The sequence below is a fragment of the Dyella sp. BiH032 genome, from assembly GCF_031954525.1.
In the GTDB taxonomy this organism is placed as follows: domain Bacteria; phylum Pseudomonadota; class Gammaproteobacteria; order Xanthomonadales; family Rhodanobacteraceae; genus Dyella_D.
Map to the genome: position 1 here is coordinate 650,979 of NZ_CP134867.1, position 23,512 is coordinate 674,490.

The following is a 23,512-nucleotide window of genomic DNA, read 5'->3' on the forward strand; positions in this document are numbered from 1 at the left end:
CCCACTTCACCGAGCGCCGACAGGGGGCGTAAGGCTGAAGCGGTTCGCGCCATTCGTGCGCGGCGTCATCGGCAACGGCAGTGGAAAGGGCGTTTCCATTCGCTCAATGGACGAGTGTGTCCGGTTGCCGGAGTGGTGTCGTGGCTAGCGTGGCAGGACCAGCAAAGTGGCGTGTCGCCGGTGATCGCGTCGCAGCGGTCGGCCGTGGCCGCGCAGGGTCCGGAACGGTGCGTCATGGCGCTTGAAGCGATTCTTTCGAGGCTGGCGCCCGGCGCCGGCCATTCCCGCAGCTATAGCGATCTCGTGCTGGTCGCCGGCGTGGTGGCGATCATCGGCCTGATGATCCTGCCGCTGCCGATGGTAGCGATCGACGCCCTGGTGGCGCTCAACATGCTGATCGGCGTCGGCCTCCTGCTGATCGCCATCTACATTCCCGCGCCCGTCGCCTTCTCCAGCTTCCCCAGCGTGCTGCTGCTCACCACGCTGTTCCGCCTGGCGCTGTCTATCGCGATCACGCGCTCGATCCTGCTCAATGCCGACGGCGGCCACATCATCGACACCTTCGGCAACATGGTGGTGGGCGGCAACCTGATCGTGGGCCTGGTGGTGTTCCTCATCATCACGGTGGTGCAGTTCATCGTGGTGGCCAAGGGCGCGGAGCGCGTCGCCGAGGTGGCGGCCCGCTTCTCGCTGGACGCCATGCCCGGCAAGCAGCTGTCGATCGACTCGGACCTGCGCTCCGGCCTGTTGGAGAAGGACGAGGCCCGCCGCCGCCGCCGGATGCTGGAGATCGAAAGCCAGCTGCACGGCTCGCTCGACGGCGCCATGAAGTTCGTCAAGGGCGATGCCATCGCCGGCATCGTGATCATCGTGATCAACCTGCTCGGCGGCCTGGGCGTAGGCGTGATGATGCACGGCATGGCCTTGGGCGACGCGGTGCATACCTATAGCGTACTCACCATCGGCGACGGCCTCGTCGCGCAGATCCCCGCCCTGCTCGCCTCCATCTCCGCCGGCCTGATCGTCACCCGCACCGCGGGCGAGGAAGAGGATCGCAACCTGGGCGCGATCATCGCCCGCCAGATCTCCGGCGAGCCTCGCGTGACCATGATCATCGGCTGCATCGCGCTAGGCATGATGCTGGTGCCGGGCTTCCCGGCGCTGGTGTTCCTGCCGCTGGGCCTTGCGCTGGTCGGCGTCGCCGCCTGGCGCATGCGCGAGCGGGTCGGCTTCCTGCGCCGGCTGTTCAAGGTGCCCGAGAGCCAGGCGGAACTGCTGCCGCCGGACGTGGCCGACAGCGACGTGCTGCTGCCCTCCGCGCCGCTGATGCTGGAAGTGCATATGTCCGCGCTACAGGCCCTGGGGAGCAACCAGGTGCGCAACCTGTTCCGCCAGGTCGTGGGCAGCCTGCGCGAGGAATACGGCGTGCCGCTGCCCAAGCCCGCGCTGCGTGCGGGCCTGCGCCTGCCCGAGCAGGGCTATGCCCTTTATGCCTATGGCGTGCGCATCGCCTACGGCGTGCTGCGCCCCGGCCAGTTGTTCCTGCCGGGACGCGCGGCCCTGCCGCCGGCACCGGCCGGCGAGGCGGGTGCGCTGGTGCCCGACGGCGTGAACGGTTTTCCCGGACGATGGGTGCCGCGCGACGGCGCGCGCCAGGCCAAGGCGCTGGAAGCGCCCGAGATGCTGCACGAACACATTCGCATGGCACTGGAGCGCCATCTCGCGCTGTTTGTTGGCATCCAGGAGACGTCCAACCTGTCCAACGGCCTGAGCCGCGACTACCCCGATCTCGTGCGCGAGATGCTGCGCGTGGTATCGCCGCAGCGCGTAGCGGAGGTGCTCAAGCGCCTGGTGGAGGAGCGCGTGCCGATCCGGCAGCTGCGCGACGTGTTCGAGGCGATCACCGACGCGGCGAGCCGCGAGAAGGACATCGTGCTGGTCGCCGAATACGTGCGCATGGCGCTGCGCCGACACCTCAGCTACCGCTACGCCGACGACGACCATGTGTTGCGGGTGCTGGTCGCCCGCCCGGAATTGGAAGAACGCCTGCGGCGCTCGGTGCACACCGGGCCGGCCGGCACGCAGCTCGCGGTGGAGCCGGATCTGGCTGCGCGCTTGCTGGCGCAGATCGGCGAGCACGCGCGCGGCGAGCACGGTACCTCCATGGTGCTGCTCAGCTCGATGGACGTGCGTCGCCACCTGCGCAAGCTCACCGAGGCCGAGTACGCCGACATCCCGGTGCTTTCTTATCAGGAGCTGGTACCCGACCTGCGTCTGGTGCCGGTAGGACAACTGGCTGTCTGACGGCAGCCGATTCGATAGGCGAAGGAATCCGTACCGATGGTTCATGACAGGGGCAAGAGGGTCGGCAGGGGCGTCAGGCAGGCGGTGGTCTGCATGGCGGCGCTCGGCCTGTTGTTGTGCGCGGGCCTGGCCCAGGCCGCGGCCATTCCGTTCAAGAAGAGCACCACCGAGATCCAGACCGACAAGACGCTGCGCGAGATCCTTCCGGACTTCTTCCACGACCAGGGCCTGGAAGTGGTGCTGAGTCCGCAGGTCGCCGCGCGCAACGGCACCATCAACGGCAGCTTCAAGGGTACCTATGCGCAGGTGTGGCGCCGCCTCGCGGACAGCAACGGCCTGCTCGCCTATTGGGATGGCTCAGCCGTCTACGTCTATCTCGATTCGGAGCGCGTGACCGACTACACCAGCGTGCCGCTGCCGCTGGAGCAGCAGTTCATGTCCGCCATGGGTAGCGTGAACTGGGCCGACGCCGCTACCGGCAACGTGTGGAAGCTGGAGCCGAGCACCGGCCTGGTCACCATCACCGGCACCAAGCGCTTCGCCGAGCAGGTGAAGCAGATGTCGCAGACCATCGCTGGCCTCGGCCAGCACGAGACCACGCGCTTCAAGTTCTACCCGCTCAAGTACGCCTGGGCGTCGGATACCACCATGACGCTCGGCAACCGCCAGGTGACCGTGCCGGGCGTGGCCAGCGTGCTGCGCGCACTGGTGAGCGACGACGCCGGCAACGGCCAGTTCAGCGGCGCGAGCGAGCGCCTGATGTCCGCACGGCAGCGCGGCCTGCGCGGCCAGGGCCTGGCCGGTTCCGGCCAACAGCCTCCGCCGCCATTGGGCAATTACACAGTGCCGCCGCAGGACGATGACGGGCTGACGCCGCCCAGTGCGCCGCTGGCGCCGACGGCGCAGCACGGCAGCGTCCAGGCGATCGCCGGCAGCGGCGACACGCGCATCGTGGCCGACAGCTTCCGCAATGCCATCATCGTGCGCGATACGCCGGACCGGCTGCCGATGTACGACGAGCTGATCCGCCAGCTCGACGTGCCGCCGCAAATGGTGGAGATCGAAGCGACCATCATCGACGTCGACAAGAAGAAGGCGCGCCAGCTCGGCGTCAACTGGTTCTACCGCAACCACCGCACCACGGTGGGTTTCCTCAGCGGCAACCAGACGCAGGCCGACGGCCTGGCCAGCAAGGCGCTGCTGCTGGCGGCGCTCGGACTGGGCGACACCAGCGGCCTGCCGCCGCTGTTCAACAATGGCCTGCAGATCGGCACGATCCTGGGCAATCCGGCGAAATTCGTGGCGAACATCAATGCGCTCGAGGACGACGGCGTCGCGCACGTGGTCACCCGCCCTCAGGTGATCACCATGAACGATGCCGAGGCGGTGATCCAGAGCAGCCAGTCGGTCTACGTGCCGGTGTCCGGCGCGTACAACTCCGATCTCTACAACGTCACCGCCGGCACCACGCTGCGCGTCACGCCGCACCTGGTGATGGAGAACGGAACGCCGCACATCCGCATGATGGTGCAGATCGAGGACGGCAACATCACCTACTCGCCCAAGGACGCACAGGACATCCAGTACCCCATCGTCAGCCAGAACGCGGTGAACACGCAGGCGGTGATCCAGGATGGCCAGGGCCTGCTGCTCGGTGGCCTGGTGCAGGACCAGTCGCAGAACAACGAGCACAAGATTCCGGTGCTCGGCGACATTCCCTTGCTCGGCTACCTGTTCAAGACCGTGCAGAAGCAGCGCGCGCACACCGAGCGCCTGTTCCTGATCACGCCGCGCCTGGTGATGCTCAACCACATCACCGGCCAGCAGACGCCCAGCTCGCCGCAGGTGAGCATGGAAAGCCAGGAGCAGCTCGACAAGAAACAGGCCCGCGACGAGGCCTGGTGGAACCACAAGAAGAGCGACGTGCAGCAACCCGCGCCGCTGCCGGTGATCGTGCAGCAAGTGCCGGCGGATGCCGCGCCCGCACCGGCCAAGAAGCGCCTCCCGGAGTGATCGCATGAGCGCCCTGCCCGCCACCCGTCCACGCACCAGCCAGCCGCCGAAAGTGCAGCTGGCACTGCGCGTGTTCAGCGGGATGCACGCGGGGGCGGAGATGCGCCTTCCGCAGCGGGGCATCCTGATGATCGGCCAGGCCGACGACTGCGATCTGATCCTGGGCGATGCCGGCATCGCCAACCACCATTGCGTACTGACGGTGGTGGGCGACCAGGTCCTGCTGCGCGCGATGGACGGCGAAGTGGAGACGCATGACGGCCGCATCGCGGTGGGCGAGAACGTCAGCCTCGAGCATTTCGCGATGGTGCGCCTGGGCGAGGTGCGGTTCGCAGTCGGTCCGCACTGGAGCGAGCGCTGGCAGAGTCTGACGGACGCTGGTGGCGAGGCACTGCCGACCCTGACCGACAGCCAGCTCGCCGGCCGCCGGCGTGGCGTCCTCGCCATGGCCGGCCTGCTGCTAGCGGTGGCCGCGCTGGTGTTGGTCGGCAGTTGGAAGGTCACGCATCCGGCCGTGCCGGTACGCGCCGCGAGCATGTCCGACCAACTGGAGCGCGTGCGCGCGATCCTGCACGGCCTGGCGCTTCGTCACGTGAGCGCGAGCGTGGGCGAGGGTGGACGCGTAGTGCTGCGCGGCCTCGTCGGCAACGCAGGGCAGCTGCCGCAGCTCAAGCAGAAACTGTCCGACGCGGGGCTGCTGACCGAACTCACCGTGCGCGATTGGCCCAGCGTCAAGCGGCAGGTCAACGACATCTTCGCCATGCACGGCTACACCGTGGAAACCCAGCTGCTGGACCAGGGCGGCGTGGAGGTCGGCGGCCACTTCGGCGACACGGCCAAGGCCGAGAAGGTGAAGAAGGACGTGCTCGGCTCGGCCGACATGCAGAACCTCAACGCCGATGCGCTTGGCCTGACCCTGGCGCTGAAGAACTACGACGAGCACGCGCCCGAGCCGGTCAAGCCCGATCCCGGCAAGCGTATACGCCACGTGGTCGGCGGGCGCGACCCCTACATCGTTACGCGGGACGAATCCCGCTACTACCCGGGAAACAAGCTGCCCCAGGGCGGCGTGTTCCTCACCGTCAGTGCGGAGGGAAGCATCCTCCTGCGCATGCCGGACAACCGCTACATGCAATTGGACAAGGCCGACGACTACCAGACGCCGCAACCGCTCGACGAAGCGGCTGCGACGGTGCTGCTGCCGCCGGCCGAGCCGGACCCGGCGGCCTCCGCCGCGGCGCCGGCATCGGAGCCCACCCTTCCGGCCAGGCCGGTCGTCGCCGTCGAGGCGAAGGCCCAGGCCGCGGGCGGGCATTGAGGCGAGCAGCGGCGGGCGCGACCCGCCACCCCACCTGCAGCAATCAGGAGAGACGAGCATGAGCACCAACAACCCGATCAATGGCAGCGGCACCCAGTTCCCGACCATCAACACCACCATCGCCGGCGGTGCAGCCGCCGCGGGGCGCGGCGTGACCGACCAGCAGTCCAAGAGCTGGTTCGAGGCCATGGCCAAGGCCTGGGGCAATGCGCTCGACCATCAGGCGTCGAAGGTCACCGAGCTGTCCGCGCAGGTCAGCGAGAACGGTTCCGACCAGCCGTCGGTGATGACCCAGCTCACCGCCGAGAGCCTGAAGATGCAGTTCCTTTCCACCAACGCGGCCACCTCCAACAACGCGGTGGGCCAGGCGCTGGAAACCCTCGGACGCAAGCAGTAATCCGGCCCCGGGCCAGGAGAAGACCCATGAACGTGCTACCCACCCAGCAGGTGGTCGACGTCAGCCAGTTCGCCCCCGCCGAACCGAAGGCGGCCACGCCGGCCCATGCGGACGACGTGGCCAAGTTCCGCCAAACCTTCGCCGAGGCGGCGCCGGCCAACGCCGTGCAGGCGGAGCAGGTGAAGCCTGTGCCGCAGGAGCTGTCGCCGGGCTTCAAGGCGGTGCTCAATCAGTTCGACGCGCTCAACGGGCGCGCCAATGAGTTGGGCCGCCTGTCCGAAGCGATGAAGGCCAACGGGCGCGACTTGTCGCCGAGCCAGGTGATCGACATGACGCTCAAGTGCCACGAACTGGTGTTCCAGGCCGAGTTGACCAGCAACGTCGCCAACCGCAGTTCGGAAGGCGTGCAGCAGCTGTTCCGGCAGCAGTCCTGACGAGGTCCTTAGGTCATGGCAAAGCGCTTCACCGTCAAGGCGTGGCCGCGGCTGGCGGCTCTGGTCTGCCTGCTCGCGCTGCTGGCCGGCTGCAGCCGCGACGTGCTGTACGCGAAGTTGGACGAGCAGCAGGCCAACGAGGTGGTGGCGGCGCTGATCAATGCCGGCATCGACGCGCAGAAACGGCCGGCCGAACGCGGCGAGGGGTGGCAGGTGGTGCTCGATCGCCACGACATGCCCGCCGCGGTGGCCGTGCTGCGCGACGCCGGCTTGCCTCACCAGGGCATCGGCAACATCGCGCAGATGTACAAGAAGGACGGCTTCGTATCCTCGCCCACCGAGGACAAGCAGCGCTTCATCTATGCGCGCGAACAGCAGCTGGGCAATACGCTGCGACAGTTCGACGGCGTGGTGGATGCGTACGTCTACCTGTCCATTCCCGACAAGAGCCCAATCGAGGAGAAACCCGCGAGCGGGTCGGCGTCCGTGGTGATCATCGCCCGGCCGAACGCCGGCATCGAGAGCCGCGCGCCCGACATCAAGGCCGCCGTGATGACCGGCACGGAAGGCCTGACCGACCCCAGCCGCGTGACCGTGCAGTTCTTCCAGCGCACGCCGAGCGAGGTGCCGGCGACGGCCGCGCGCACCGGCGTGATCGCGGGCGGCATGCGCGGCGACGTCGCCTCTCTGTTACTGATCGGACTGGCCGCGCTGGCGGTGCTGCTCGCCGGCCTGCTGCTGTGGCGCAATCGCGGCGCGCTGTTCGGCCATCCATCGCGCGCTGTGATGCGGCGCGAGGTGCCGGGTGAGCGCTGAGCGCGCCATGCACCGGCTGCATGCGCAGGCCGCGCTCGACGGCCTGCATCCGTCGCGCTGGCCTGGCGTGCCGGCGACGCTGCTCGAGCGATCGAGGCATTCCGGGCTCGGTCGCCGCCACCTGGCGCGCGCCATGCTGCGTGAGCAGCCGCGCGTCTTCGGGCCGGACTCAGGGCGCTGGGACGATTGGGTCGCGCAGGAGCCATGGCTCGCCTGGCCGCAACCGGAGATCGACACATTCACGCGCGAGCTCGGCGCGATCGCCTTCGGCCCCGCCGTGCGGGTGACCGTGGAGCGCGGGGAGGTGCTGTTCCTGCGCGAGGCGCTCGGATTGGACGCCTGGCGCCGTGCGCAAGCCGCCGATCCCTGGTGCGGCCCCGCGCCGGAGGCCGTGCGGCACATGGGCCGTGCGGCCATCCAGCGCTGCGGCCGCGACGCGCAGTCTCTGCGCGATGCGATCTATGAGCGCGGCAAGATCGAATTCCTGGGCCACGCCGGACGTCGCGATGCGCGCCTGGCCGAGCGCCTGGCCCTGGCTTACGCGACCGCTCCCACGCTGCCCTGCGCGAAAGAGTCGTGGCTCCCGGCGACGGCAGTGCCCGCACTGCTCGCCGAGCGCGCCAAGCCGACGGATGACGGCGACGCTCCCGCGGTGGAGGCCCAGCCCGAATGAGCGCGCAGGCCCTCTTCGCCGATACCGAACGCTTCCGCCTGTATCTCGACGGCGGCGTGATTCCCGCCGCCGCGTGGACGCCTCTGCAGGAAGCCCAGCGCATCCTCGACGAAGCGAACGCGATCCTGCGCCAGGCGCAGGAGGAGGTCGAGCAGATCCGCGCCCAGGCCAAGTTCGAAGGGTTAGTGGAAGGGCGCGAGCGCGGCCTGCGCGATTGCGCGCGGGCGCTGGAAGCGCTGGTGGTGGCGCGCGCGGCGGCGACGGTGGAGCTGCGCCGGCGCGCGAGCGAAATCGCCATCGCCGTGGTCAAGCACATCGCGCCGGCGATCGGCGCGGAACGCCTGGTTGCCTCGCTGGTGGCCGAGGCGATGCAGAAGCTGGTGTTCGAGCCGCATTTGCTGGTGCGCGTGCATCCGGACGTGGCCGAACAGGCGCGCGCCGAGGTGGCCGCGCTCGGCGCGGCGGCGGCGCCGGATACCGAGATCATCGGCGATCCGGAATTGGACCGCTTCGACTGCATCATCGAATCCGCCGGCGGCATGGTGCGCGCGGGTTTCAACGAACAGCTCGAGCAGGCGCGACTGATCCTCGCGGCGGCCGAGAAGAATGGGGGGCGCCATGAGCGTTCCGACGCCTGAATCTACTGCGCGCGATCCCCTCGCCGTCGCCGACGATCCGCTGCTGCGCGCGCTCAGCCGGCGCGACACGCTGCAGCGCGTAGGCCGCGTGGCGGAAGCGTACGGCACGCTGGTGCGCGCCACTGGCGTGCGCGCCGCGATCGGCGAGCTCTGCCTGCTCGAGCAGGCCGATAGCGATTTCTCCTTGCCGGCGGAAGTGGTGGGTGTTTCGCAGCACCAGACCCTGCTGACTCCACTGGGTCCGCTGGAAGGTATTTCCACCGCCACCACCGTCACCGCGACGGGGCGGCAGGCGACCGCGCCGGCGGGCATGAGCCTGCTCGGCCGGGTCATCGACGCGCACGGCGAGCCGCTGGACGGACTCGGCCCGCTCGAACAGGTCGAGCGCGTGCCGCTTTATGCCGCATCGCCCAACCCGCTCAGTCGCCGGACCATCGACGAGGCCATGCCTACGGGCGTGCGCGCGATCGATGCCACGCTGACGATCGGGCGCGGCCAGCGCACGGGCATCTTCGCCGTCGCCGGCGGCGGCAAGAGCACGCTGCTGGGCATGCTGGCGCGCAACGCGCAGGCCGACGTGAACGTGATCGTGCTGGTCGGCGAGCGTGGCCGCGAGGTGGGCGAATTCCTGCACGACAGCTTGGGCGAGGAGGGGCTTCAGCGCAGCGTGGTCGTGGTGGCCACGTCCGACCGTCCCGCGCTGGAGCGCAGCCGGGTCGCCTGGCTCGGTACGGCGATCGCCGAGTACTTCCGCGACCGCGGCATGAACGTGCTGCTGATGATGGATTCGATCACGCGCTTTGCCCGCGCCCTGCGCGACGTGGGGCTGGCGATGGGCGAGCCGCCGTCGCGGCGCGGCTTCACGCCGTCGGTGTTCTCCGCGCTGCCGCGCTTGTTCGAGCGCGCGGGCACCAACGAGAAGGGCGCCATCACCGCGTTCTACACGGTGCTGATGGAGGACGAGGACGGTAGCGACCCGATCGCCGAGGAGGTCCGCTCCATTCTCGACGGCCATATCTATCTTTCGCGCCGCCTCGCCCAGGCCGGGCATTACCCGGCCATCGACGTGCTGGCCAGCGCGAGCCGCCTGATGCCGCGGGTCACGCCGCAGGCGCATCAGCGCGCGGCGTCGCTGCTGCGGCGCTACGTGGCGAAGTACCGCGAGATCGAGATGCTGTTGCAGCTGGGCGAGTACAAGCCCGGCGGCGACGCCGACGCGGACACGGCGATCGCGCGCATCGATGCGATCAACCAGCTGTTGCGCCAGGGCACGCACGAGACGGCGGATTTCGCCGGTACGCGCGCCCGCCTGACCGGAGTGTGCACATGAGCAACGGCAAGTTCCCGCTGGAACCGCTGCGGACCGTGCGCGACATCCGCCTGCGCGCGCTGGAAAACGAACTGAAGCTGTGGCGCGAACGGCACCACGCCGCCCAGGCCGAGCGCGATGCGGCCAACGAACGGCTCAGTCAGGCCACTTTCGCTCGCCAGGAGTTCGCCGACCGCGCGTGGACCGGCATGTTCGCCAGCGGCTCGCCCACGGCGTTGGCGATGGATCGCTACGAACGTCATCTATCGCTGCTCGATCACGACATCGAACAGCGTCGCGTCGAACTCGACGCGCGCGAGCGCGAATGCGCCGAGGCGCTGGAGCAGCTGGAGGGTGCCGCCGCCGCGTGGCGCCATGCCCGCGGCAAGCTCGACGCGGTGGACGAGATGAAACAAGGGTGGCTGCGCGAGATGCGCGGCCGGATCGAATGGAACGAGGAACAGAACCTGGAAGAACTGTTCCTGCGCCGCGCGCCGATGCAGTGAGGCCACCATGCACAACGACTCCATCCATGTGCCGCGCGAGACACATGCTATCCATCCTTCGCATGCGCGTACGCAGCGCGACAAGGACGAGCCGGCGCGCGGTCGCGAAGAGATTCAGCGTTTCCGCAAGCTGATGGATGGCGCCACGCAGGAGCAGGACGCCGAAGAAACCGGCGCCGTCGGCAAACTATCGGCCGGCGAGCAGGAGAAAGCGCTGCGCGAACTGCTGCAGCGGCAGCTGGACGCATCGGCGGGCAAGAGCACGGCGATGCCGCCGCGCGACGGCGAGCGCGATGGCCAGGATGCCTCGTCCGACGGCGGGCAGTCCGACGGACAAGGCTTGCCCAGTGCGGGCGCGCTGGCCTGGCAGCAGGCGCAGCAGGTGGTGCTGCATGGCGCGGAACAGCCTGCGGCCGCCGCCCACGCCATGCTGGCGCCGGCCCTCGCCGAACTGATCGAGCGTCACGTGAAGCGCCTGCTGGTGCCCGAGGCGCAGAGTTCCGCGCAAGCGCGCGAGGTGATGATCACGCTGAAGGACGGCGTGCTTCCCGGCACGGACCTCTGGCTCAGCCGCACCGACAAGGGCTGGAAGCTGCGCGCCGACACGCATACGCCCGAGGCGTACCGGCAACTCATGGAAAGCGCGCCGCAACTGGTGGAACGTTTCGCCGGCAAGCGGCTGGGCGCGCTGGAAATCGATCCGGTCTGGCATGGCTGAGGGCGAGGCATGGGCATCGGTATCGGCATCCTCAAGCACGATCCCCTGGCGCAGCTGCTCGCGGGCGGCGATCGCATCCGCGTCGTGCCGGGCAATGGCAACGGGCACGTGCAACTGAGTTTCCCCATGTCCCCGGGCGACACGGTCAGCACGATCGCCGACAAGCTCGGGTTGCCGATCGACAGCCTGCTGCAGGCCAACCCCGGGATGAGCGCGAATACGCCTCTCACGGCCGGGCTCACCATGCAGTTGCCGGTTTCTTCGCCTGGCGAGCTGCATGCCGGCGGATGGAACGAAGGCAACGGCCGCACCGACAGCAACCTGTCGCCCGGGCAGCGCGAACTGCCCTTGCCGCCGGACCTGCCGAACCCGATGCGCGCGCGCATCGACGGTATACAGCTGGGCGTGACGCTATCCGCCGGACCGAACGCGCAGCAGGTGCTGCCGCTGGTCGCGGCAGCGGGTTTGAACGGGGCCGACGTCGCGTTGCAGGCGGCCCGCAGCCAGCCGCTGGCCGGCTGGCCTGGCGGAACCGCACCGGGCAGTGCGCCCGTGGGCTACGTGCCTGCGGCAGACCGCGGCGGCACGGTGGCCACGGCACTGCCGGCGTCCTCGCTGGGTGCGGCGCGCGCGGACGGCGTGGTGCTGAGCATGGCCCAGGCCGCCGGCGCACTCGCGCAGGCGGCGATGGATCAGCAACACGGCAACTCATCCATCCCGCCGCCTCCGCCCATGCCATGGCTGGATGGCACGCGGCCCAATCTCCTGGCGACGCCGATGGCCTGGCCGGGCGTCGTACCGCAGAACCCCCCGGCGGGTTGGAACGTGGCCGCACCGGCCGTCGACGGCAATGAAGCGAAAGTACAGATCATGGCGCTGCTGATGGCCCAGCTGGGCCAGGCAGCGGTCGGCGGCGCCGGCACGGCGAACGTGCAGACGCCGGGATTCATCGATCCCCAGGCCGTGGCGGCGCACGCGGCGAGCATGCGTGCCGGGCGCGCGATCGACCTGGGTGCGGGCCGCAAGCTGGAGTTCACGCTGGTGCAGGACCGCATGCGTCGCGTCGGTGCGATCGGCGATGAAGAGCGGGCCGCTGCCGGACGCCGTGCGCGTGGCGCGGCGGAGCCGACGCCCGAGCGGCGCGTCGAGGACGACGCATCCGAGGAAAGCCGCGATCGCCGCGAGCAGGCGCGCCGTCGGTATGCCGCCGAAGCCGCCCTGCGCCGTCGCCGCCGCAAGCTCAGCGCGCGTTGCCGCCCTCGCCGCGGTCCGCGGCTGCCGCTGCGCGAGCCGGGGCAGGGGCGCTATCCGGTGCGGGTGGACTGGGCCGAATTCCGCGGCCGTCTCCCGCCGCGTTATCTGTGGGGCGCAGGGCCTGACGCGCCGGCACCTTGAGGCGCCGCTGGGCTCCTACTGCACGCCCTGTTCGACCGCCACGCCGTGCTGGCGCAGCCATTGGTGTACCGCTTCGTGGTCGGCGCGTGCCGTCGGGTTGAGGCCGCCGGCCGGCAGGATATTGAAGTAGGCCTGGAAGGTGATGCCTTGCTGGTTGCGGCGCGTGGGGTCCGCGCCGGCTTCGAGCAGGCGCAGCACGCATTGCGTCTTGTGGACTTTTGCGGCGACGTGCAGCGGCGTGTTGCCCAGCCGGTCGGCACGGTTGGGATCGGCGCGGTGCGCGAGCAGCAGCTGGAACGCGTCGTCCTTGGGGTTCATCAGCGCGGCGGCCAGCGGCGGCGCCTGCGTGACGCCGTGCGGCGCGTTCGGGTCGGCGCGGCGATCGAGCAGCAGGCGAAGGTAGGACGGATCGTCCGCCATCGCGGCCATGTGCAGCGCGGTGGCACCGCCCACGCCGGGGCGCGATGGGTCGGCACCGGCGTCGAGTAGCGCCTGCATGCCGCGCAGGTCTTTCCTCAATAGGGCCCATTCCAGGAGCGTGACGCCGTGGTCGCCGTGCGCGTTGGGATCGGCGCCGTCCTTCACCAAGGACCGCACGCGCGCGGCGTCGCCGGCGAGCGCGGCATCGGCCAGCGCCGCGACGCGCGGATCGGCGAACACCTTGCTTGCGTCCATGTCGCTCATGGCTTCTGTTCCGGCCGCATGGCCGGCGAGCGCGAAGCTCGCCAGCAGGCCCCAGGCGAGGCGCCCGGGTCGATGGAAACGCATCATGCCGTGTTCTCCCGCGTCGGCCCAGCGCGGCGCGACGCTGGCGCGAAAGGAGTACAGCATGGCCGGCGTCACGGTTTCATCGCGACCAGTGATCGCGGATCAGGCAGCCCAGGGATGGTCCTTCTGCATGGCGGCAAGCACGGCGTCGTCCATGTGCAGATCGACGGAATGCTTGGCCACGTCCGCGGCGTACTTGGCCTGCAGCACTTCCGCCTTGCCGGTGAGCCAGTCGTACCAGTGCAGGTCGGGCTTGGCGACCGGGTCGGGATCGTTCAGCGCGATCTTGTGGCCGACGGCGTCGGGCAGGGGCGTGTGTTCCTGAGTCGTGGTCAGGATCTCGCCGTTGACGGCGTAGCGGCGGATCAGGCCGTTCTCGGCCTGTTGCCTGAGCGCGCCGGGATCGCCCTCCGGCACCAGCCGGCGGAGTGTCGCGTCGTTGAGGCCGGCGGCGTTGAAGGTGACGCTGGCCGAATCGGTGGCGAGCGAAGCGATCGAGGCGAGGCCGCCGCCGAGCGAATGACCGGTGATGGCGAGACTATCGCCGAACGCGGCCCTGGCTTCCGTCGCCAGCGCTACCGCCTGGTTGTACTGCGCGGCGGAGATGCCGAGGCCCTGCTCGGCATTATTGAGCCAGTCCTTGGCATCGTTGGAGCCGGCGAACGCCAAGACGCGATCGCCGTTCGCGTCCTGGTAGATCGCCGCGCGGAAGCCAGTGCTCGGGTCCTCCAGGGAGGCCGGATCGATGCCGGCCTGCATCAGCTGATCGTCGGTCAGGCGGGTCCAGCCTTCGATGCCTTTGCTGTTCGGGTCGTAGACGTCCTGCGCCATGCGGGCCAGCTGCAGGTCGATCGCCTTGGCGTCGGTGCCGCGCACCTGCGCGTCGAAGCTGGACGCGGCACCGGCCCGGTTGTCGAATGTCGCGTGGCCGAACATCGCGCGGGTCAGGCTGGCCAGTTGGGGATGGAAGGCGAGTTGCGGCTGGGAGACGTGGGCGTCGGGGTGCGCGAGCGCGTCGGTGGCCTGGGCGGCAGCGGCGGCGCGATCCGTCGGCAAGGTCGCCTGGCTGCGATAGGCCTGCAGTTCGAGTTGCATCGTCCACCTCCCATGGCGAATGACCCGACCATAGCGCCGCGTCTCATGCGTCCGGCAGCTAGGTCGGTCCCTAGCCTCGGGTTTTCCCCAGGTGCACACGGATGGCTGGGCGTCCATCGGCAGGCCTAGGGTTGGCCCTAGCTCGGGAAAGCCCCAATGGGAGCGGCGCGCGAACCGATGCTGGAATCCGGAAGCCGGCCGAGCCGGCCGCTTCCGTTCCGAGCCCAGAGGCCAACCATGACCGCAGTCAGCGCCGTGCGCTCCTCCTCAGCCGTCACCGCGAGCAACGATGCCCCGACCACCTACACCGTGCAGCATGGCGACACGCTGTCCGGCATCGCGCAACGCTTCGGCGTGTCATTGGCGGCGCTGGAGGCGGCCAATCCGCAGATCGCGAATCCGGATCGCATTTATCCGGGCGACCGCATCCACCTTCCCGCCGGTGGACAGGATGGCGGCCCGCAGGCCTCCGCGCCGGCCGCTGGCGCTCCGCCAGCGGGCAAGGGTGGGCCGGCATCGGGCTTCAGCATCAGCCAGAACGGTGTGCAGATGATCGAGGGCTTCGAGGGCTACAGCGCGACGGCGTATCCCGATCCGGGTACGGGCGGCGCGCCGTGGACCATCGGCTATGGCCATACCAAGGGCGTGCAGCCGGGGCAGACGATCACGCGCGCGCAGGCGGAGGCCTACCTCAAGGAGGACCTGGCCTGGGCGCAGGACGCCGTGCGTCGCAACGTGCACGTGCCGATCAACCAGAATCAGTTCGATGCGCTGGTAAGCCTCACCTACAACCTCGGCGCGAACGGATATCCGGGCCTGCTCGCCAAGCTCAACGCGGGCGATTACAAAGGCGCGCAGCAGATGTTCGGCGAGTATGTCCATGCGGGTGGGCGCGTATTGCAGGGGCTGGTCAATCGCCGAGCGAAGGAGGCCGCGCTGTTCGGCAGCGACGCGCCTAGCGGCACATCGACCACGCCATCGCCCCCGTCGCCGCCGCCGTCGGGCGGATCGCGCGGCGGCAGCTATACGGTGCAGCCGGGCGACACGCTGTCGGCGATCGCGGCGAGGCAGGGCGTTTCGCTGAAGGCGCTGGAGGCGGCCAACCCGCAGATCAGGGACTTCAACCACATCTACCCAGGGCAGGTGATTCACCTGCCGGGCAGCAGCGGGAGCAGTAGCGGCAGTCCGGCCGGGGGCAGCTATACCGTGCGCTCCGGCGACACGATGTCGGGCATCGCGGCGCGCCATGGTGTGTCGCTCTCGGCCTTGCTGGCAGCCAATCCACAGATTGCCAATCCGAACCGGATCTATCCGGGCCAGGTGATCCATCTGCCGGGAGGTTCGGGTGGCAACTCTGCGCCGGCATCGACCAGCCACGACTACACCGTGCGCTCGGGCGACACGCTGTCCGGCATCGCTGCGCGCAACGGAGTCTCGCTGGCTGCGCTGGAACGGGCCAATCCGCAGATCAGCCATCCCGACCGCATTTATCCCGGTCAGGTCATCCATATCCCGGGCTCTGGTGGCGCGAAGGGAACGGGCGGCGTGCAGGGCACGAGCGGCACGAGCGCCAGCGGCGGCAAGGCGGTGGACATCGCCAGGCAGTTCCTCGGGCGCAACGCGTCGGAACTCAAGCGCAGCGGCGCGCTGCCCATGAACCCGAACGTGCCCTCGGATGTGTGCTGCGCGAATTTCGTCTCGGCGGTACTGCAGAAGGCGGGCCTGCTCGATCGGCATACGGACCTGGTTTCCGGCTCCAGCCGTACGGGATTGGGAGCGGCGGGATCGATCGGGCGCATCCTCAAGGAACGGGGCTGGAAGGTCGTGGATGCGGCGCATGCGAAGCCGGGCGACGTGTGCATCCTCAACAATGGCGGCCACGTTGAGCTGGTGGCGAGCAACGACCACGGGAACATCCAGCTGATCGGCTCCAACAACACCAATCGCGACGGCACGCAGCGCGTCGGCTATGGCCATCCGTATGGCGGTGCGTGGTATCTCACCCCTCCCTGATCAGGACGATGGGGGGCGCGAGGGGCGGCTTTCGGGCCGCCCTTCGCGTTTGCGCGGTCCGGGGTCAGTGGTCGAACAAGGCGGCAGGCGCGCCGTAGTTGTCTGCCCAATTGGCCCAGGCCACGTCGGTGGGACCGACGGCCTCGGCGCGGATCGCCCAGTGCCCCTGCTGGCGCTGGAGCAGGGCGACGTAAGTGCGTGACAGGAAGCCGGCTCGCGCGGCTTCCTCGAAGGGCGTGCCGGCGAAGTCCAGCGGCTTTCCGCCGGCGCCTTGCAGGTGCGCGCGCAGGAAGGCCCAGTCGCCGGCGACGTTGAGCTGGTCGACGGTGAACAGCACGGGTTGGCGCAGGCGCTGCTCCAGCGGGGCGCGCGTGGCATCCAGCAGCGCCTTGCGTTCCTGGCTGCCGGGTTCCGGGGTGCGGACGGACTGGGCGAGAGGGGCGTTCATGGCGATCAGGCTCAGCAGCAGGAGGACGAGGTGGCGCATGGCGATGGTTCGCCCGGCCGCGCGGCGGCCGGCTGCCGGGAGTATGCCGCCGGTACCGAGGGTCCGGACCCTGGGGTTTTCCCCAGACGGCCGGTGTGCGGGGCGGCGCCCGGGCGCGGGCGGTAGAATGCGCCGATGCATATCTTCAAGATCTTCCAGCTCGAAGCCGCTCACCGGCTTCCCAACGTGCCGCCCGGCCACAAGTGCGCGCGCCTGCATGGCCATTCCTTCCGCGTGGAGATCCACGTGGAGGGCGAGCCCGACCCCGCGCTTGGCTGGGTGATGGACTTTGCCGACGTCAAGACGGCCTTTGCCCCGTTGTACGACCAGCTCGACCATCATTACCTCAACGATATCGAGGGCTTGGAAAACCCCACGAGCGAGAACCTCGCGCGGTGGATCTTCCAGCGCCTGGCGCCGCGTCTGCCGGGGCTGGACAAGGTGGTGGTGCACGAGACCTGCACCTCTGGCGCCAGCTGCAGCCGCGACAGCTTCTGACGCGTCGCGTCATTTCATAGCTCTGTCATAAATGGTTGTTGCTTGGCGGCTTCTTGTGAAGATTTCGCGTCTTCACAAAAATTATATTGCACTGCACAAAAGTCATTGCTAGGCTTTGCTCCACTACCCCAATTCCCGCCGAGGGAGCAAGCCATGACCCAGCAACTCAATGTCCAGGTGTTCGCTTACGCCAAGCAGCTGACCGACAACGCCTTCAAGGCCCAGTCGGTGGCCCTCAAGGGCCTGGAGAAGATCGCCGAGCTCCAGATCAAGGCGCTCGAGAAGCAGTCGCAGGTCGCCGCCGACTTCATCGCCGAAGCGCTGGAAACGCGCGACGCGGAAGGCCTGCGCACCCTGTGGGAGAAGGGCACCGCCCTGAGCCGCGAGAACGCCGAGCGCGCCGTGGCCGTGACCCAGGAAATCATTGCCGTCACGCAGAAGACCGCCGAGTCGCTGACCGCGCTGGCGCAGGAGCAGCAGCAGGCCGCCAACGATGCCGTCGCTGCCCCGGTGGCCGCGGTGAAGAAGGCTGCCGCGAAGTAATCGCTTCAAACGTCGCTCCCTCCCTCGGCGACGTCCCCAAAGGCCGGACTGGCTCCCAGTCCGGCCTTTTTCTTGGTGCGTCCGTATGGACGCTTTGCATACATCGGCGCGGGCACAGTGGCCGGCCTGGGCGTACGGGACGACGTGCCGCACGCGGCGCGGCTTGTCCGTCTAAATACCCCGCTGATATACTTTTTAAGATTGAACCGTGGCCCGCAGCTGGATCGGTGCCGCCTAGTGCGAAGCCGCGCGGGGACCTCACGTGCTCAACAGTCTTGCCTCCGGACGTCGTCTCGCGCTGCGCATTGTGATGCTGCAGCTCGCCATGGCAGCGGTCGTTGGCCTCGTCTTCCTGACGCAGGGTTACCGCGAAGCGATCGCGGGCGCTGCGGGCGCCGCGGTCGTGGCGCTGGGTACCGCGCTGCTGGCAGCGCGTAGCTTCGCAGGGCTGGGCGGGGGCGGCATGACCATGGGCCGTATGTTGTCAGGCATGGTCTTGAAATGGATCGCGATCGCTGGAGGGCTGGTCGTGATCATGGGTCAACTCAAATTGCCGCCACTGGCCGCTATCACGGGGCTGGTGGCTGCGTACGCGATAAATCTGCTGGCGTTCCGATTCAAGGGCTGAGACATGGCAACCGAGCCTCAGGGCGGTCTAACCGAATACATCCAGCACCACCTGCATCACAACGTGGTGAGCTTCGGCGACAGCGCCTTCATGAAGCTCCATCTGGACTCCATCGTCGTGGCCTTCGTGCTCGGCGCGGTGTTCTGCCTGTGGTTCTGGCTGAAGGCCCGCAAGGCCACTTCCGGCGTGCCGTCGAAGGGGCAGGCGCTGGTGGAGCTGATCGTCGAGTTCGTCGATACCCAGGTGAAGGACACCTTCCACGGCGACCGCCGCACGGTGACGCCGCTGGCGCTGTCGATCTTCATGTGGGTGGCGTTCCTCAACGCCATGGACCTGCTGCCTCTCGATGCCCCGAGCTTCGCCGTCAAGACGGCCGCCGGCGTCGAGGCTGCGCACGAAACCTTCTTCCGCTGGGTGCCGACCGCCGACATCAACACCACGGTGGGCCTGGCCCTGTGCGTGTTCCTGATCGTGCTGGGCCACGGCATCAAGGCCAAGGGCGGCCTCGGCTTCGGCAAGGAGCTGATGACCGCGCCGTTCCATGCGCACAACCCGGTCGTGGTTGCGATCCTGGTGCCGTTCAACTTCTTGCTCAACGTCGTCGAATACCTGTCTAAGCCGGTGTCGCTCGCGATGCGACTCTTCGGCAACATGTACGGCGGCGAGCTGGTGTTCATGCTGATCGCGGGCCTGTTCGCGGGCTGGATCAGCTTCCTGCCGGGTGTGCTGTTCAACACCGCATGGGCGATCTTCCACATCCTGATCATCCTGCTGCAGGCGTTCATCTTCATGATGCTGACGATCGTCTACATCGCGACGGCGCGTGAGCATCACTGAGTCTCGGGTTCCATCCGGTTTCGCTTTAATCCGCTTCGCTCTAACCAACCTTTAGAAAGATTCACAGGAGAACACCATGAACCTCGCCGAACTTCTGACCCATGTGCAGGGCCTGACCGCCATCGCCATCGGCATCATCATTGGCCTGGGCGCGCTGGGCGCTTGCTTGGGCATCGCCATCATGGGTTCCAAGTTCCTCGAGTCCGCTGCTCGCCAGCCGGAACTGGTCCCGCTGCTGCAGGGCCGCATGTTCCTGCTCGCCGGCCTGATCGACGCCGCGTTCATCATCGGCCTGGCCGTGGCCCTGCTGTTCGCGTTCTCGAACCCGCTGACCGCCGTGATCCAGGCGGCCGCCGGTCACTAATCGGCGATATGAGTCGCCGCAGCGCCTGGCGCTGCGGCGATGGGGCGGTTTAACGCGTTACCGGAGTTATTTGGAAAGCTCATGAATATCAATCTGACTTTCCTGGGCCAAATGGTGTCCTTCGCCATCCTGGTCTGGTTCACCACCAAGTTCATCTGGCCGCAGCTCAACGCCGCGATCGAAGAACGTCAGAAAAAGGTTGCCGAAGGCCTGGCCGCCGCCGAGAAGGCGCGCGCCGAGCTGAAGGATGCCGACGCCAAGGTCGCCCTCGAGATCAAGCAGGCGCGCCAGCAGGCCGCCGAGATCATCGAGCGCGCCCAGCAGCAGGCCAACCAGATCGTGGACAAGGCCCGCGAGGACGCCGTGGCCGAGACCGCGCGCCTGAAGGCCGCTGCTACCGAGGAAGTCGCCAGCATGCAGCAGCGCGCCCGCGAGGAGCTGCGCGGCTGGGTCGGTCGTCTGGCGGTGCAGGGCGCCGAGAAGATCGTGCAGCGCGAAGTCGATGCGTCGGCCCACAAGGCGATGCTCGATCAGCTCGTCGCTGAGATCTAACTCATGGCCCAGGCAATCACTCTCGCCCGTCCGTATGCGCGCGCAGCTTTCGAGCTGGCTCGCGCATCCGGCGCGCTGTCCGCATGGTCCCAGTCGCTGACCTTCGCCGCCGCGGTGGCGAAGGACGCGCGTGTCGCTGCGCTGGGCAACGATCCGCGCGTGCAAGTGTCGCAGCTGGTGGCGCTGCATCTGCCGCAGGGCATGGACGGCGAAGCGCCGTTCGCGAAGTTCCTGGGCGAGCTGGCCGAGCGCCGTCGCCTGGCGCTGCTGCCGGAGGTCGCCGATCTGTTCGAGCAGTACAAGCGCGAGGCCGAGTCGCAGCTGCTGGTCAAGGTGACCAGCGCGATGGCGCTCGACGCCGCGCAGGCCGAGCAGCTGAAGGCTTCGCTGAAGCGCCGCTTCAAGCGCGATATCGAGCTGGAGACGCAGGTCGACCCCTCGCTGCTCGGCGGCGTGGTGATCGATACCGGCAGCGAAGTGATCGATGGCTCCGTACGCGGACGCCTGGCGCGCCTCTCCGGCGCGCTGGCGACCTAAGGTTTACGCGAAGTCCATTTCGCGAAGAGTGTCCCGGCCTTTCGTGGCGGGCGCTTGGGCAAAACGGCTTTCAAAAAAATTTCCAGGATAACGACCATGTCCAGCACCACCTTGAACCCGTCCGAGATCAGTGAACTGATCAAGACCCGCATCGAGCAGTTCAAGCTCGGCGCGGAAGCCCGCAACGAGGGCACGATCATCAGCGTGTCCGACGGCATCGTGCGCATCCACGGCCTCGCTGACGTGATGCAGGGCGAAATGATCGAGCTGCCGGGCAATTCGTTTGCCCTGGCGCTGAACCTCGAGCGCGACTCGGTCGGCGCCGTGGTGCTGGGCGAATACCAGCACCTGCGCGAAGGCGATACCGCCAAGACCACCGGCCGCATCCTCGAAGTGCCGGTCGGTCCGGAGCTGCTGGGCCGCGTGGTCGACTCGCTGGGCCATCCGATCGACGGCAAGGGGCCGCTCAATGCCAAGCTCAGCTCGCCGATCGAAAAGGTCGCGCCGGGCGTGGTGTGGCGTAAGTCGGTCGACCAGCCGGTGCAGACCGGCTACAAGTCCGTCGACTCGATGATCCCGATCGGCCGCGGCCAGCGCGAGCTGATCATCGGCGACCGCCAGACCGGCAAGACCGCGCTGGCCATCGACGCGATCATCAACCAGAAAGATTCCGGCATTAAGTGCATTTACGTCGCGATCGGCCAGAAGCGCTCGTCGATCGCCAATGTGGTGCGCAAGCTCGAAGAGAACGGCGCGCTGGCCAACACCATCGTGGTGGTCGCCTCCGCCTCCGAGTCGGCCGCGCTGCAGTACATCGCGCCGTACGCCGGTTGCGCCATGGGCGAGTACTTCCGCGATCGCGGCGAAGACGCGCTGATCATCTACGACGATCTGTCCAAGCAGGCCGTGGCCTACCGCCAGATCTCGCTGCTGCTGAAGCGCCCGCCGGGCCGCGAAGCCTATCCGGGCGACGTGTTCTACCTGCACTCCCGTCTGCTCGAGCGCGCCGCGCGCGTGTCCGAGGAGTACGTCGAGAAGTTCACCAACGGCGAAGTGAAGGGCAAGACCGGTTCGCTGACCGCGCTGCCGATCATCGAGACCCAGGCCGGCGACGTGTCCGCGTTCGTGCCGACCAACGTGATCTCGATCACCGACGGGCAGATCTTCCTCGAGACCGACCTGTTCAACGCCGGCATCCGCCCGGCCGTGAACGCCGGTATCTCGGTGTCGCGCGTGGGCGGCTCGGCGCAGACCAAGATCGTGAAGAAGCTGTCCGGCGGCGTGAAGCTGGCCCTGGCGCAGTTCCGTGAGCTGGCCGCGTTCGCGCAGTTCGCTTCCGACCTCGACCCGGCCACCCGCGCCCAATTGGACCGCGGCCAGCGCGTGACCGAGCTGATGAAGCAGAAGCAGTACGCGCCGCTGTCGATCGCCGAACTCGCGCTGTCGGTGTACGCCGCCGAGAAGGGCTACCTGGACGACCTGGCGGTCGACAAGGTGCTGCCGTTCGAGAAGGGCATGCATGCGTTCTTCCATCAGAACCACGGCGAGCTGATGAAGAAGATCGTCGCCACCGGTGACTGGAACAACGACATCGAGGCCACCTTCAAGTCCGGCCTGGACGAGTACAAGAAGACCGGTAGCTGGTAAGCAGGGCGCGGGAACGGCCAACCGTTCCCACCCCCGTACCCGAGCGAGCACAGCGAGCGAGAAAGAGATGGCAGGCGGACGCGAAATCAAATCCAAGATCAAGAGCACGCAGAACATGCGCAAGGTGACGCGCGCGCTCGAAATGGTCTCGGCGTCGAAGATCCGCAAGGCGCAGGATCTGATGAAGGCATCGCGCCCCTATGCGCGCCAGATGCGCAAAGTGATCGCGCACGTCGCCCAGGCCAGCACCGATTTCACCCATCCGTTCCTGGTGCAGCGCGAGAAAGTGGCGCGCGTCGGCTACGTGGTGGTCTCGACCGACCGCGGCCTGTGTGGCGGCCTGAATTCGAACCTGTTCCGCCGTCTGCTGCCCGCCATCCGCGAGTGGCAGGACAAGGGCGTCGAGGTTGACGTCGTGGCCGTGGGCCAGAAGGCCGTGCAGTTCTTCCGCCGCATCAAGGGCGTGAACCTCGTCGGCAGCGTTACCCACCTGGGTGAGAAGCCCAAGGTCGAGCAGCTGGTGGGCGTGATCAAGGTGGCGCTGGACGCGTACACCGCGGGCAAGCTCGATCGCGTGTTCCTTGCGTATAACGACTTCGTCAACACGATGACCCAGAAGCCGACGCTCGACGCGCTGCTGCCGCTGCCTCTGGTGGCCGCGGAGCTCGAAGCGCACCAGGCGGCGGGCGAATCGGCCTATGCCGGCATCAAGCTCGAGCAGACGCACGACTGGGACTACATCTACGAGCCGGACGCCGCCACGGTGCTGGAGCACGTGCTGGGGCGCTACATCGAGTCGGTGGTGTACCAGGGTGTGCTGGAAAATCTCGCCAGCGAGCACGCGGCGCGCATGGTCGCGATGAAGGCGGCCTCGGACAACGCGAGCAAGGTCATCGGCGAGCTGACGCTGGTCTACAACAAGGCACGCCAGGCCGCGATCACGCAGGAAATCTCGGAAATCGTCGGCGGCGCCGCGGCGGTCTGAACGCGGTAACCGGCGATAGCGACACATCAAGAACAGG

Annotated in this window: 25 protein-coding genes; 22 read left to right on the top strand and 3 right to left on the bottom strand. The window is 68.1% G+C overall.

The features are described 5' to 3' along the window. The first annotated feature begins 234 nt into the window (after nt 1-234). From sctV to RKE25_RS02830, 12 genes are read left to right on the top strand one after another with little or no spacing between them, the layout of a single operon-like run. Entirely contained in the window at nt 235-2,304 is a 2,070-nt protein-coding gene (sctV, locus tag RKE25_RS02775; protein WP_311840744.1) for a type III secretion system export apparatus subunit SctV, read from the top strand. Between the two features lie 36 nt (nt 2,305-2,340). Then, nucleotides 2,341-4,317 carry a type III secretion system outer membrane ring subunit SctC gene (gene sctC, locus RKE25_RS02780; RefSeq protein WP_311840745.1) on the top strand — a complete coding sequence of 659 codons (1,977 nt, stop codon included), beginning with the start codon at nt 2,341-2,343 and terminating at the stop codon, nt 4,315-4,317. Between the two features lie 4 nt (nt 4,318-4,321). Then, nucleotides 4,322-5,635 (top strand): FHA domain-containing protein, encoded by a 1,314-nt coding sequence (locus RKE25_RS02785; protein WP_311840746.1) that lies wholly within the window; start codon nt 4,322-4,324, stop codon nt 5,633-5,635. 58 nt (nt 5,636-5,693) lie between these two features. Continuing rightward, nucleotides 5,694-6,032 carry a hypothetical protein gene (locus tag RKE25_RS02790; RefSeq protein ID WP_311840747.1) on the top strand — a complete coding sequence of 113 codons (339 nt, stop codon included), beginning with the start codon at nt 5,694-5,696 and terminating at the stop codon, nt 6,030-6,032. Nucleotides 6,033-6,058: 26 nt separating this feature from the next. Beyond that, nucleotides 6,059-6,466, top strand: a complete 408-nt coding sequence (locus tag RKE25_RS02795; RefSeq protein WP_311840748.1) for a hypothetical protein — start codon at nt 6,059-6,061, stop codon at nt 6,464-6,466. A gap of 15 nt (nt 6,467-6,481) precedes the next feature. Beyond that, nucleotides 6,482-7,282 (top strand): type III secretion inner membrane ring lipoprotein SctJ, encoded by an 801-nt coding sequence (sctJ, locus tag RKE25_RS02800; protein WP_311840749.1) that lies wholly within the window; start codon nt 6,482-6,484, stop codon nt 7,280-7,282. 7 nt (nt 7,283-7,289) lie between these two features. Beyond that, nucleotides 7,290-7,955: a hypothetical protein gene (locus RKE25_RS02805; protein WP_311840750.1), complete on the top strand. Its 666-nt coding sequence runs from the start codon at nt 7,290-7,292 to the stop codon at nt 7,953-7,955. Further along, complete coding sequence (locus tag RKE25_RS02810) at nt 7,952-8,593, top strand: FliH/SctL family protein (RefSeq protein WP_311840751.1); 642 nt, start codon at nt 7,952-7,954, stop codon at nt 8,591-8,593. The genes RKE25_RS02805 and RKE25_RS02810 overlap by 4 nt, the downstream gene beginning before the upstream one ends. Then, the gene (locus tag RKE25_RS02815) at nt 8,574-9,923 is read left to right on the top strand and encodes a FliI/YscN family ATPase (RefSeq protein WP_311840752.1); all 1,350 of its coding nucleotides are present in this window, start codon (nt 8,574-8,576) and stop codon (nt 9,921-9,923) included. Before RKE25_RS02810 ends, RKE25_RS02815 begins: the two co-directional genes overlap by 20 nt. Then, a complete protein-coding gene (locus tag RKE25_RS02820) occupies nt 9,920-10,408 on the top strand; it encodes a hypothetical protein (protein ID WP_311840753.1) in 489 nt (162 codons plus the stop codon). Before RKE25_RS02815 ends, RKE25_RS02820 begins: the two co-directional genes overlap by 4 nt. A 7-nt stretch (nt 10,409-10,415) precedes the next feature. Then, a complete protein-coding gene (locus RKE25_RS02825; protein WP_311840754.1) occupies nt 10,416-11,126 on the top strand; it encodes a type III secretion HpaP family protein in 711 nt (236 codons plus the stop codon). Nucleotides 11,127-11,135: 9 nt separating this feature from the next. After that, nucleotides 11,136-12,521, top strand: coding sequence for a LysM domain-containing protein (locus RKE25_RS02830; RefSeq protein ID WP_311840755.1), 1,386 nt, complete (start codon nt 11,136-11,138; stop codon nt 12,519-12,521). 15 nt (nt 12,522-12,536) lie between these two features. On the opposite strand, the gene RKE25_RS02835 is transcribed toward RKE25_RS02830, so the two are convergent. Next, a complete protein-coding gene (locus RKE25_RS02835) occupies nt 12,537-13,352 on the bottom strand; it encodes an ankyrin repeat domain-containing protein (RefSeq protein WP_311840756.1) in 816 nt (271 codons plus the stop codon). A gap of 39 nt (nt 13,353-13,391) precedes the next feature. Further along, nucleotides 13,392-14,384, bottom strand: coding sequence for a hypothetical protein (locus tag RKE25_RS02840; RefSeq protein WP_311840757.1), 993 nt, complete (start codon nt 14,382-14,384; stop codon nt 13,392-13,394). 237 nt (nt 14,385-14,621) lie between these two features. Here RKE25_RS02840 and RKE25_RS02845 point away from each other — a divergent pair, with 237 nt between their 5' ends. Continuing rightward, nucleotides 14,622-16,397: a LysM peptidoglycan-binding domain-containing protein gene (locus RKE25_RS02845; RefSeq protein ID WP_311840758.1), complete on the top strand. Its 1,776-nt coding sequence runs from the start codon at nt 14,622-14,624 to the stop codon at nt 16,395-16,397. 64 nt (nt 16,398-16,461) lie between these two features. Here RKE25_RS02845 and RKE25_RS02850 read toward each other — a convergent pair whose 3' ends face one another. Next, complete coding sequence (locus RKE25_RS02850; protein ID WP_311840759.1) at nt 16,462-16,884, bottom strand: hypothetical protein; 423 nt, start codon at nt 16,882-16,884, stop codon at nt 16,462-16,464. A gap of 135 nt (nt 16,885-17,019) precedes the next feature. Between RKE25_RS02850 and queD the strand changes: the two genes are divergently transcribed. From queD to atpG, 9 genes are all read left to right on the top strand, one after another. Further along, the gene (queD, locus tag RKE25_RS02855) at nt 17,020-17,382 is read left to right on the top strand and encodes a 6-carboxytetrahydropterin synthase QueD (RefSeq protein WP_311840760.1); all 363 of its coding nucleotides are present in this window, start codon (nt 17,020-17,022) and stop codon (nt 17,380-17,382) included. A gap of 153 nt (nt 17,383-17,535) precedes the next feature. Beyond that, complete coding sequence (locus RKE25_RS02860; RefSeq protein WP_311840761.1) at nt 17,536-17,925, top strand: phasin family protein; 390 nt, start codon at nt 17,536-17,538, stop codon at nt 17,923-17,925. A gap of 262 nt (nt 17,926-18,187) precedes the next feature. Continuing rightward, nucleotides 18,188-18,553 carry a hypothetical protein gene (locus tag RKE25_RS02865; RefSeq protein WP_311840762.1) on the top strand — a complete coding sequence of 122 codons (366 nt, stop codon included), beginning with the start codon at nt 18,188-18,190 and terminating at the stop codon, nt 18,551-18,553. Nucleotides 18,554-18,556: 3 nt separating this feature from the next. Continuing rightward, the gene (atpB, locus tag RKE25_RS02870; RefSeq protein WP_311840763.1) at nt 18,557-19,390 is read left to right on the top strand and encodes a F0F1 ATP synthase subunit A; all 834 of its coding nucleotides are present in this window, start codon (nt 18,557-18,559) and stop codon (nt 19,388-19,390) included. Between the two features lie 76 nt (nt 19,391-19,466). Further along, nucleotides 19,467-19,754, top strand: coding sequence for a F0F1 ATP synthase subunit C (atpE, locus tag RKE25_RS02875; RefSeq protein ID WP_311840764.1), 288 nt, complete (start codon nt 19,467-19,469; stop codon nt 19,752-19,754). Nucleotides 19,755-19,835: 81 nt separating this feature from the next. Beyond that, entirely contained in the window at nt 19,836-20,306 is a 471-nt protein-coding gene (locus tag RKE25_RS02880; protein WP_311840765.1) for a F0F1 ATP synthase subunit B, read from the top strand. Between the two features lie 3 nt (nt 20,307-20,309). Further along, nucleotides 20,310-20,843, top strand: a complete 534-nt coding sequence (locus tag RKE25_RS02885) for a F0F1 ATP synthase subunit delta (RefSeq protein ID WP_311840766.1) — start codon at nt 20,310-20,312, stop codon at nt 20,841-20,843. Nucleotides 20,844-20,939: 96 nt separating this feature from the next. After that, entirely contained in the window at nt 20,940-22,490 is a 1,551-nt protein-coding gene (gene atpA, locus RKE25_RS02890) for a F0F1 ATP synthase subunit alpha (protein WP_311840767.1), read from the top strand. 67 nt (nt 22,491-22,557) lie between these two features. After that, the gene (gene atpG, locus RKE25_RS02895; protein ID WP_311840768.1) at nt 22,558-23,475 is read left to right on the top strand and encodes a F0F1 ATP synthase subunit gamma; all 918 of its coding nucleotides are present in this window, start codon (nt 22,558-22,560) and stop codon (nt 23,473-23,475) included. Nucleotides 23,476-23,512 lie beyond the last annotated feature (37 nt).

Excerpts from the sequence above, each read along its gene's own strand:
- sctV (WP_311840744.1), top strand. The coding sequence starts at position 235 with ATGGCGCTTGAAGCGATTCTTTCGAGGCTGGCGCCCGGCGCCGGCCAT.
- sctC (WP_311840745.1), top strand. The coding sequence starts at position 2,341 with ATGGTTCATGACAGGGGCAAGAGGGTCGGCAGGGGCGTCAGGCAGGCG.
- RKE25_RS02785 (WP_311840746.1), top strand. The coding sequence starts at position 4,322 with ATGAGCGCCCTGCCCGCCACCCGTCCACGCACCAGCCAGCCGCCGAAA.
- RKE25_RS02790 (WP_311840747.1), top strand. The coding sequence starts at position 5,694 with ATGAGCACCAACAACCCGATCAATGGCAGCGGCACCCAGTTCCCGACC.
- RKE25_RS02795 (WP_311840748.1), top strand. The coding sequence starts at position 6,059 with ATGAACGTGCTACCCACCCAGCAGGTGGTCGACGTCAGCCAGTTCGCC.
- sctJ (WP_311840749.1), top strand. The coding sequence starts at position 6,482 with ATGGCAAAGCGCTTCACCGTCAAGGCGTGGCCGCGGCTGGCGGCTCTG.
- RKE25_RS02805 (WP_311840750.1), top strand. The coding sequence starts at position 7,290 with ATGCACCGGCTGCATGCGCAGGCCGCGCTCGACGGCCTGCATCCGTCG.
- RKE25_RS02810 (WP_311840751.1), top strand. The coding sequence starts at position 7,952 with ATGAGCGCGCAGGCCCTCTTCGCCGATACCGAACGCTTCCGCCTGTAT.
- RKE25_RS02815 (WP_311840752.1), top strand. The coding sequence starts at position 8,574 with ATGAGCGTTCCGACGCCTGAATCTACTGCGCGCGATCCCCTCGCCGTC.
- RKE25_RS02820 (WP_311840753.1), top strand. The coding sequence starts at position 9,920 with ATGAGCAACGGCAAGTTCCCGCTGGAACCGCTGCGGACCGTGCGCGAC.
- RKE25_RS02825 (WP_311840754.1), top strand. The coding sequence starts at position 10,416 with ATGCACAACGACTCCATCCATGTGCCGCGCGAGACACATGCTATCCAT.
- RKE25_RS02830 (WP_311840755.1), top strand. The coding sequence starts at position 11,136 with ATGGGCATCGGTATCGGCATCCTCAAGCACGATCCCCTGGCGCAGCTG.
- RKE25_RS02835 (WP_311840756.1), bottom strand. The coding sequence starts at position 13,352 with ATGCTGTACTCCTTTCGCGCCAGCGTCGCGCCGCGCTGGGCCGACGCG.
- RKE25_RS02840 (WP_311840757.1), bottom strand. The coding sequence starts at position 14,384 with ATGCAACTCGAACTGCAGGCCTATCGCAGCCAGGCGACCTTGCCGACG.
- RKE25_RS02845 (WP_311840758.1), top strand. The coding sequence starts at position 14,622 with ATGACCGCAGTCAGCGCCGTGCGCTCCTCCTCAGCCGTCACCGCGAGC.
- RKE25_RS02850 (WP_311840759.1), bottom strand. The coding sequence starts at position 16,884 with ATGCGCCACCTCGTCCTCCTGCTGCTGAGCCTGATCGCCATGAACGCC.
- queD (WP_311840760.1), top strand. The coding sequence starts at position 17,020 with ATGCATATCTTCAAGATCTTCCAGCTCGAAGCCGCTCACCGGCTTCCC.
- RKE25_RS02860 (WP_311840761.1), top strand. The coding sequence starts at position 17,536 with ATGACCCAGCAACTCAATGTCCAGGTGTTCGCTTACGCCAAGCAGCTG.
- atpB (WP_311840763.1), top strand. The coding sequence starts at position 18,557 with ATGGCAACCGAGCCTCAGGGCGGTCTAACCGAATACATCCAGCACCAC.
- atpE (WP_311840764.1), top strand. The coding sequence starts at position 19,467 with ATGAACCTCGCCGAACTTCTGACCCATGTGCAGGGCCTGACCGCCATC.
- RKE25_RS02880 (WP_311840765.1), top strand. The coding sequence starts at position 19,836 with ATGAATATCAATCTGACTTTCCTGGGCCAAATGGTGTCCTTCGCCATC.
- RKE25_RS02885 (WP_311840766.1), top strand. The coding sequence starts at position 20,310 with ATGGCCCAGGCAATCACTCTCGCCCGTCCGTATGCGCGCGCAGCTTTC.
- atpA (WP_311840767.1), top strand. The coding sequence starts at position 20,940 with ATGTCCAGCACCACCTTGAACCCGTCCGAGATCAGTGAACTGATCAAG.
- atpG (WP_311840768.1), top strand. The coding sequence starts at position 22,558 with ATGGCAGGCGGACGCGAAATCAAATCCAAGATCAAGAGCACGCAGAAC.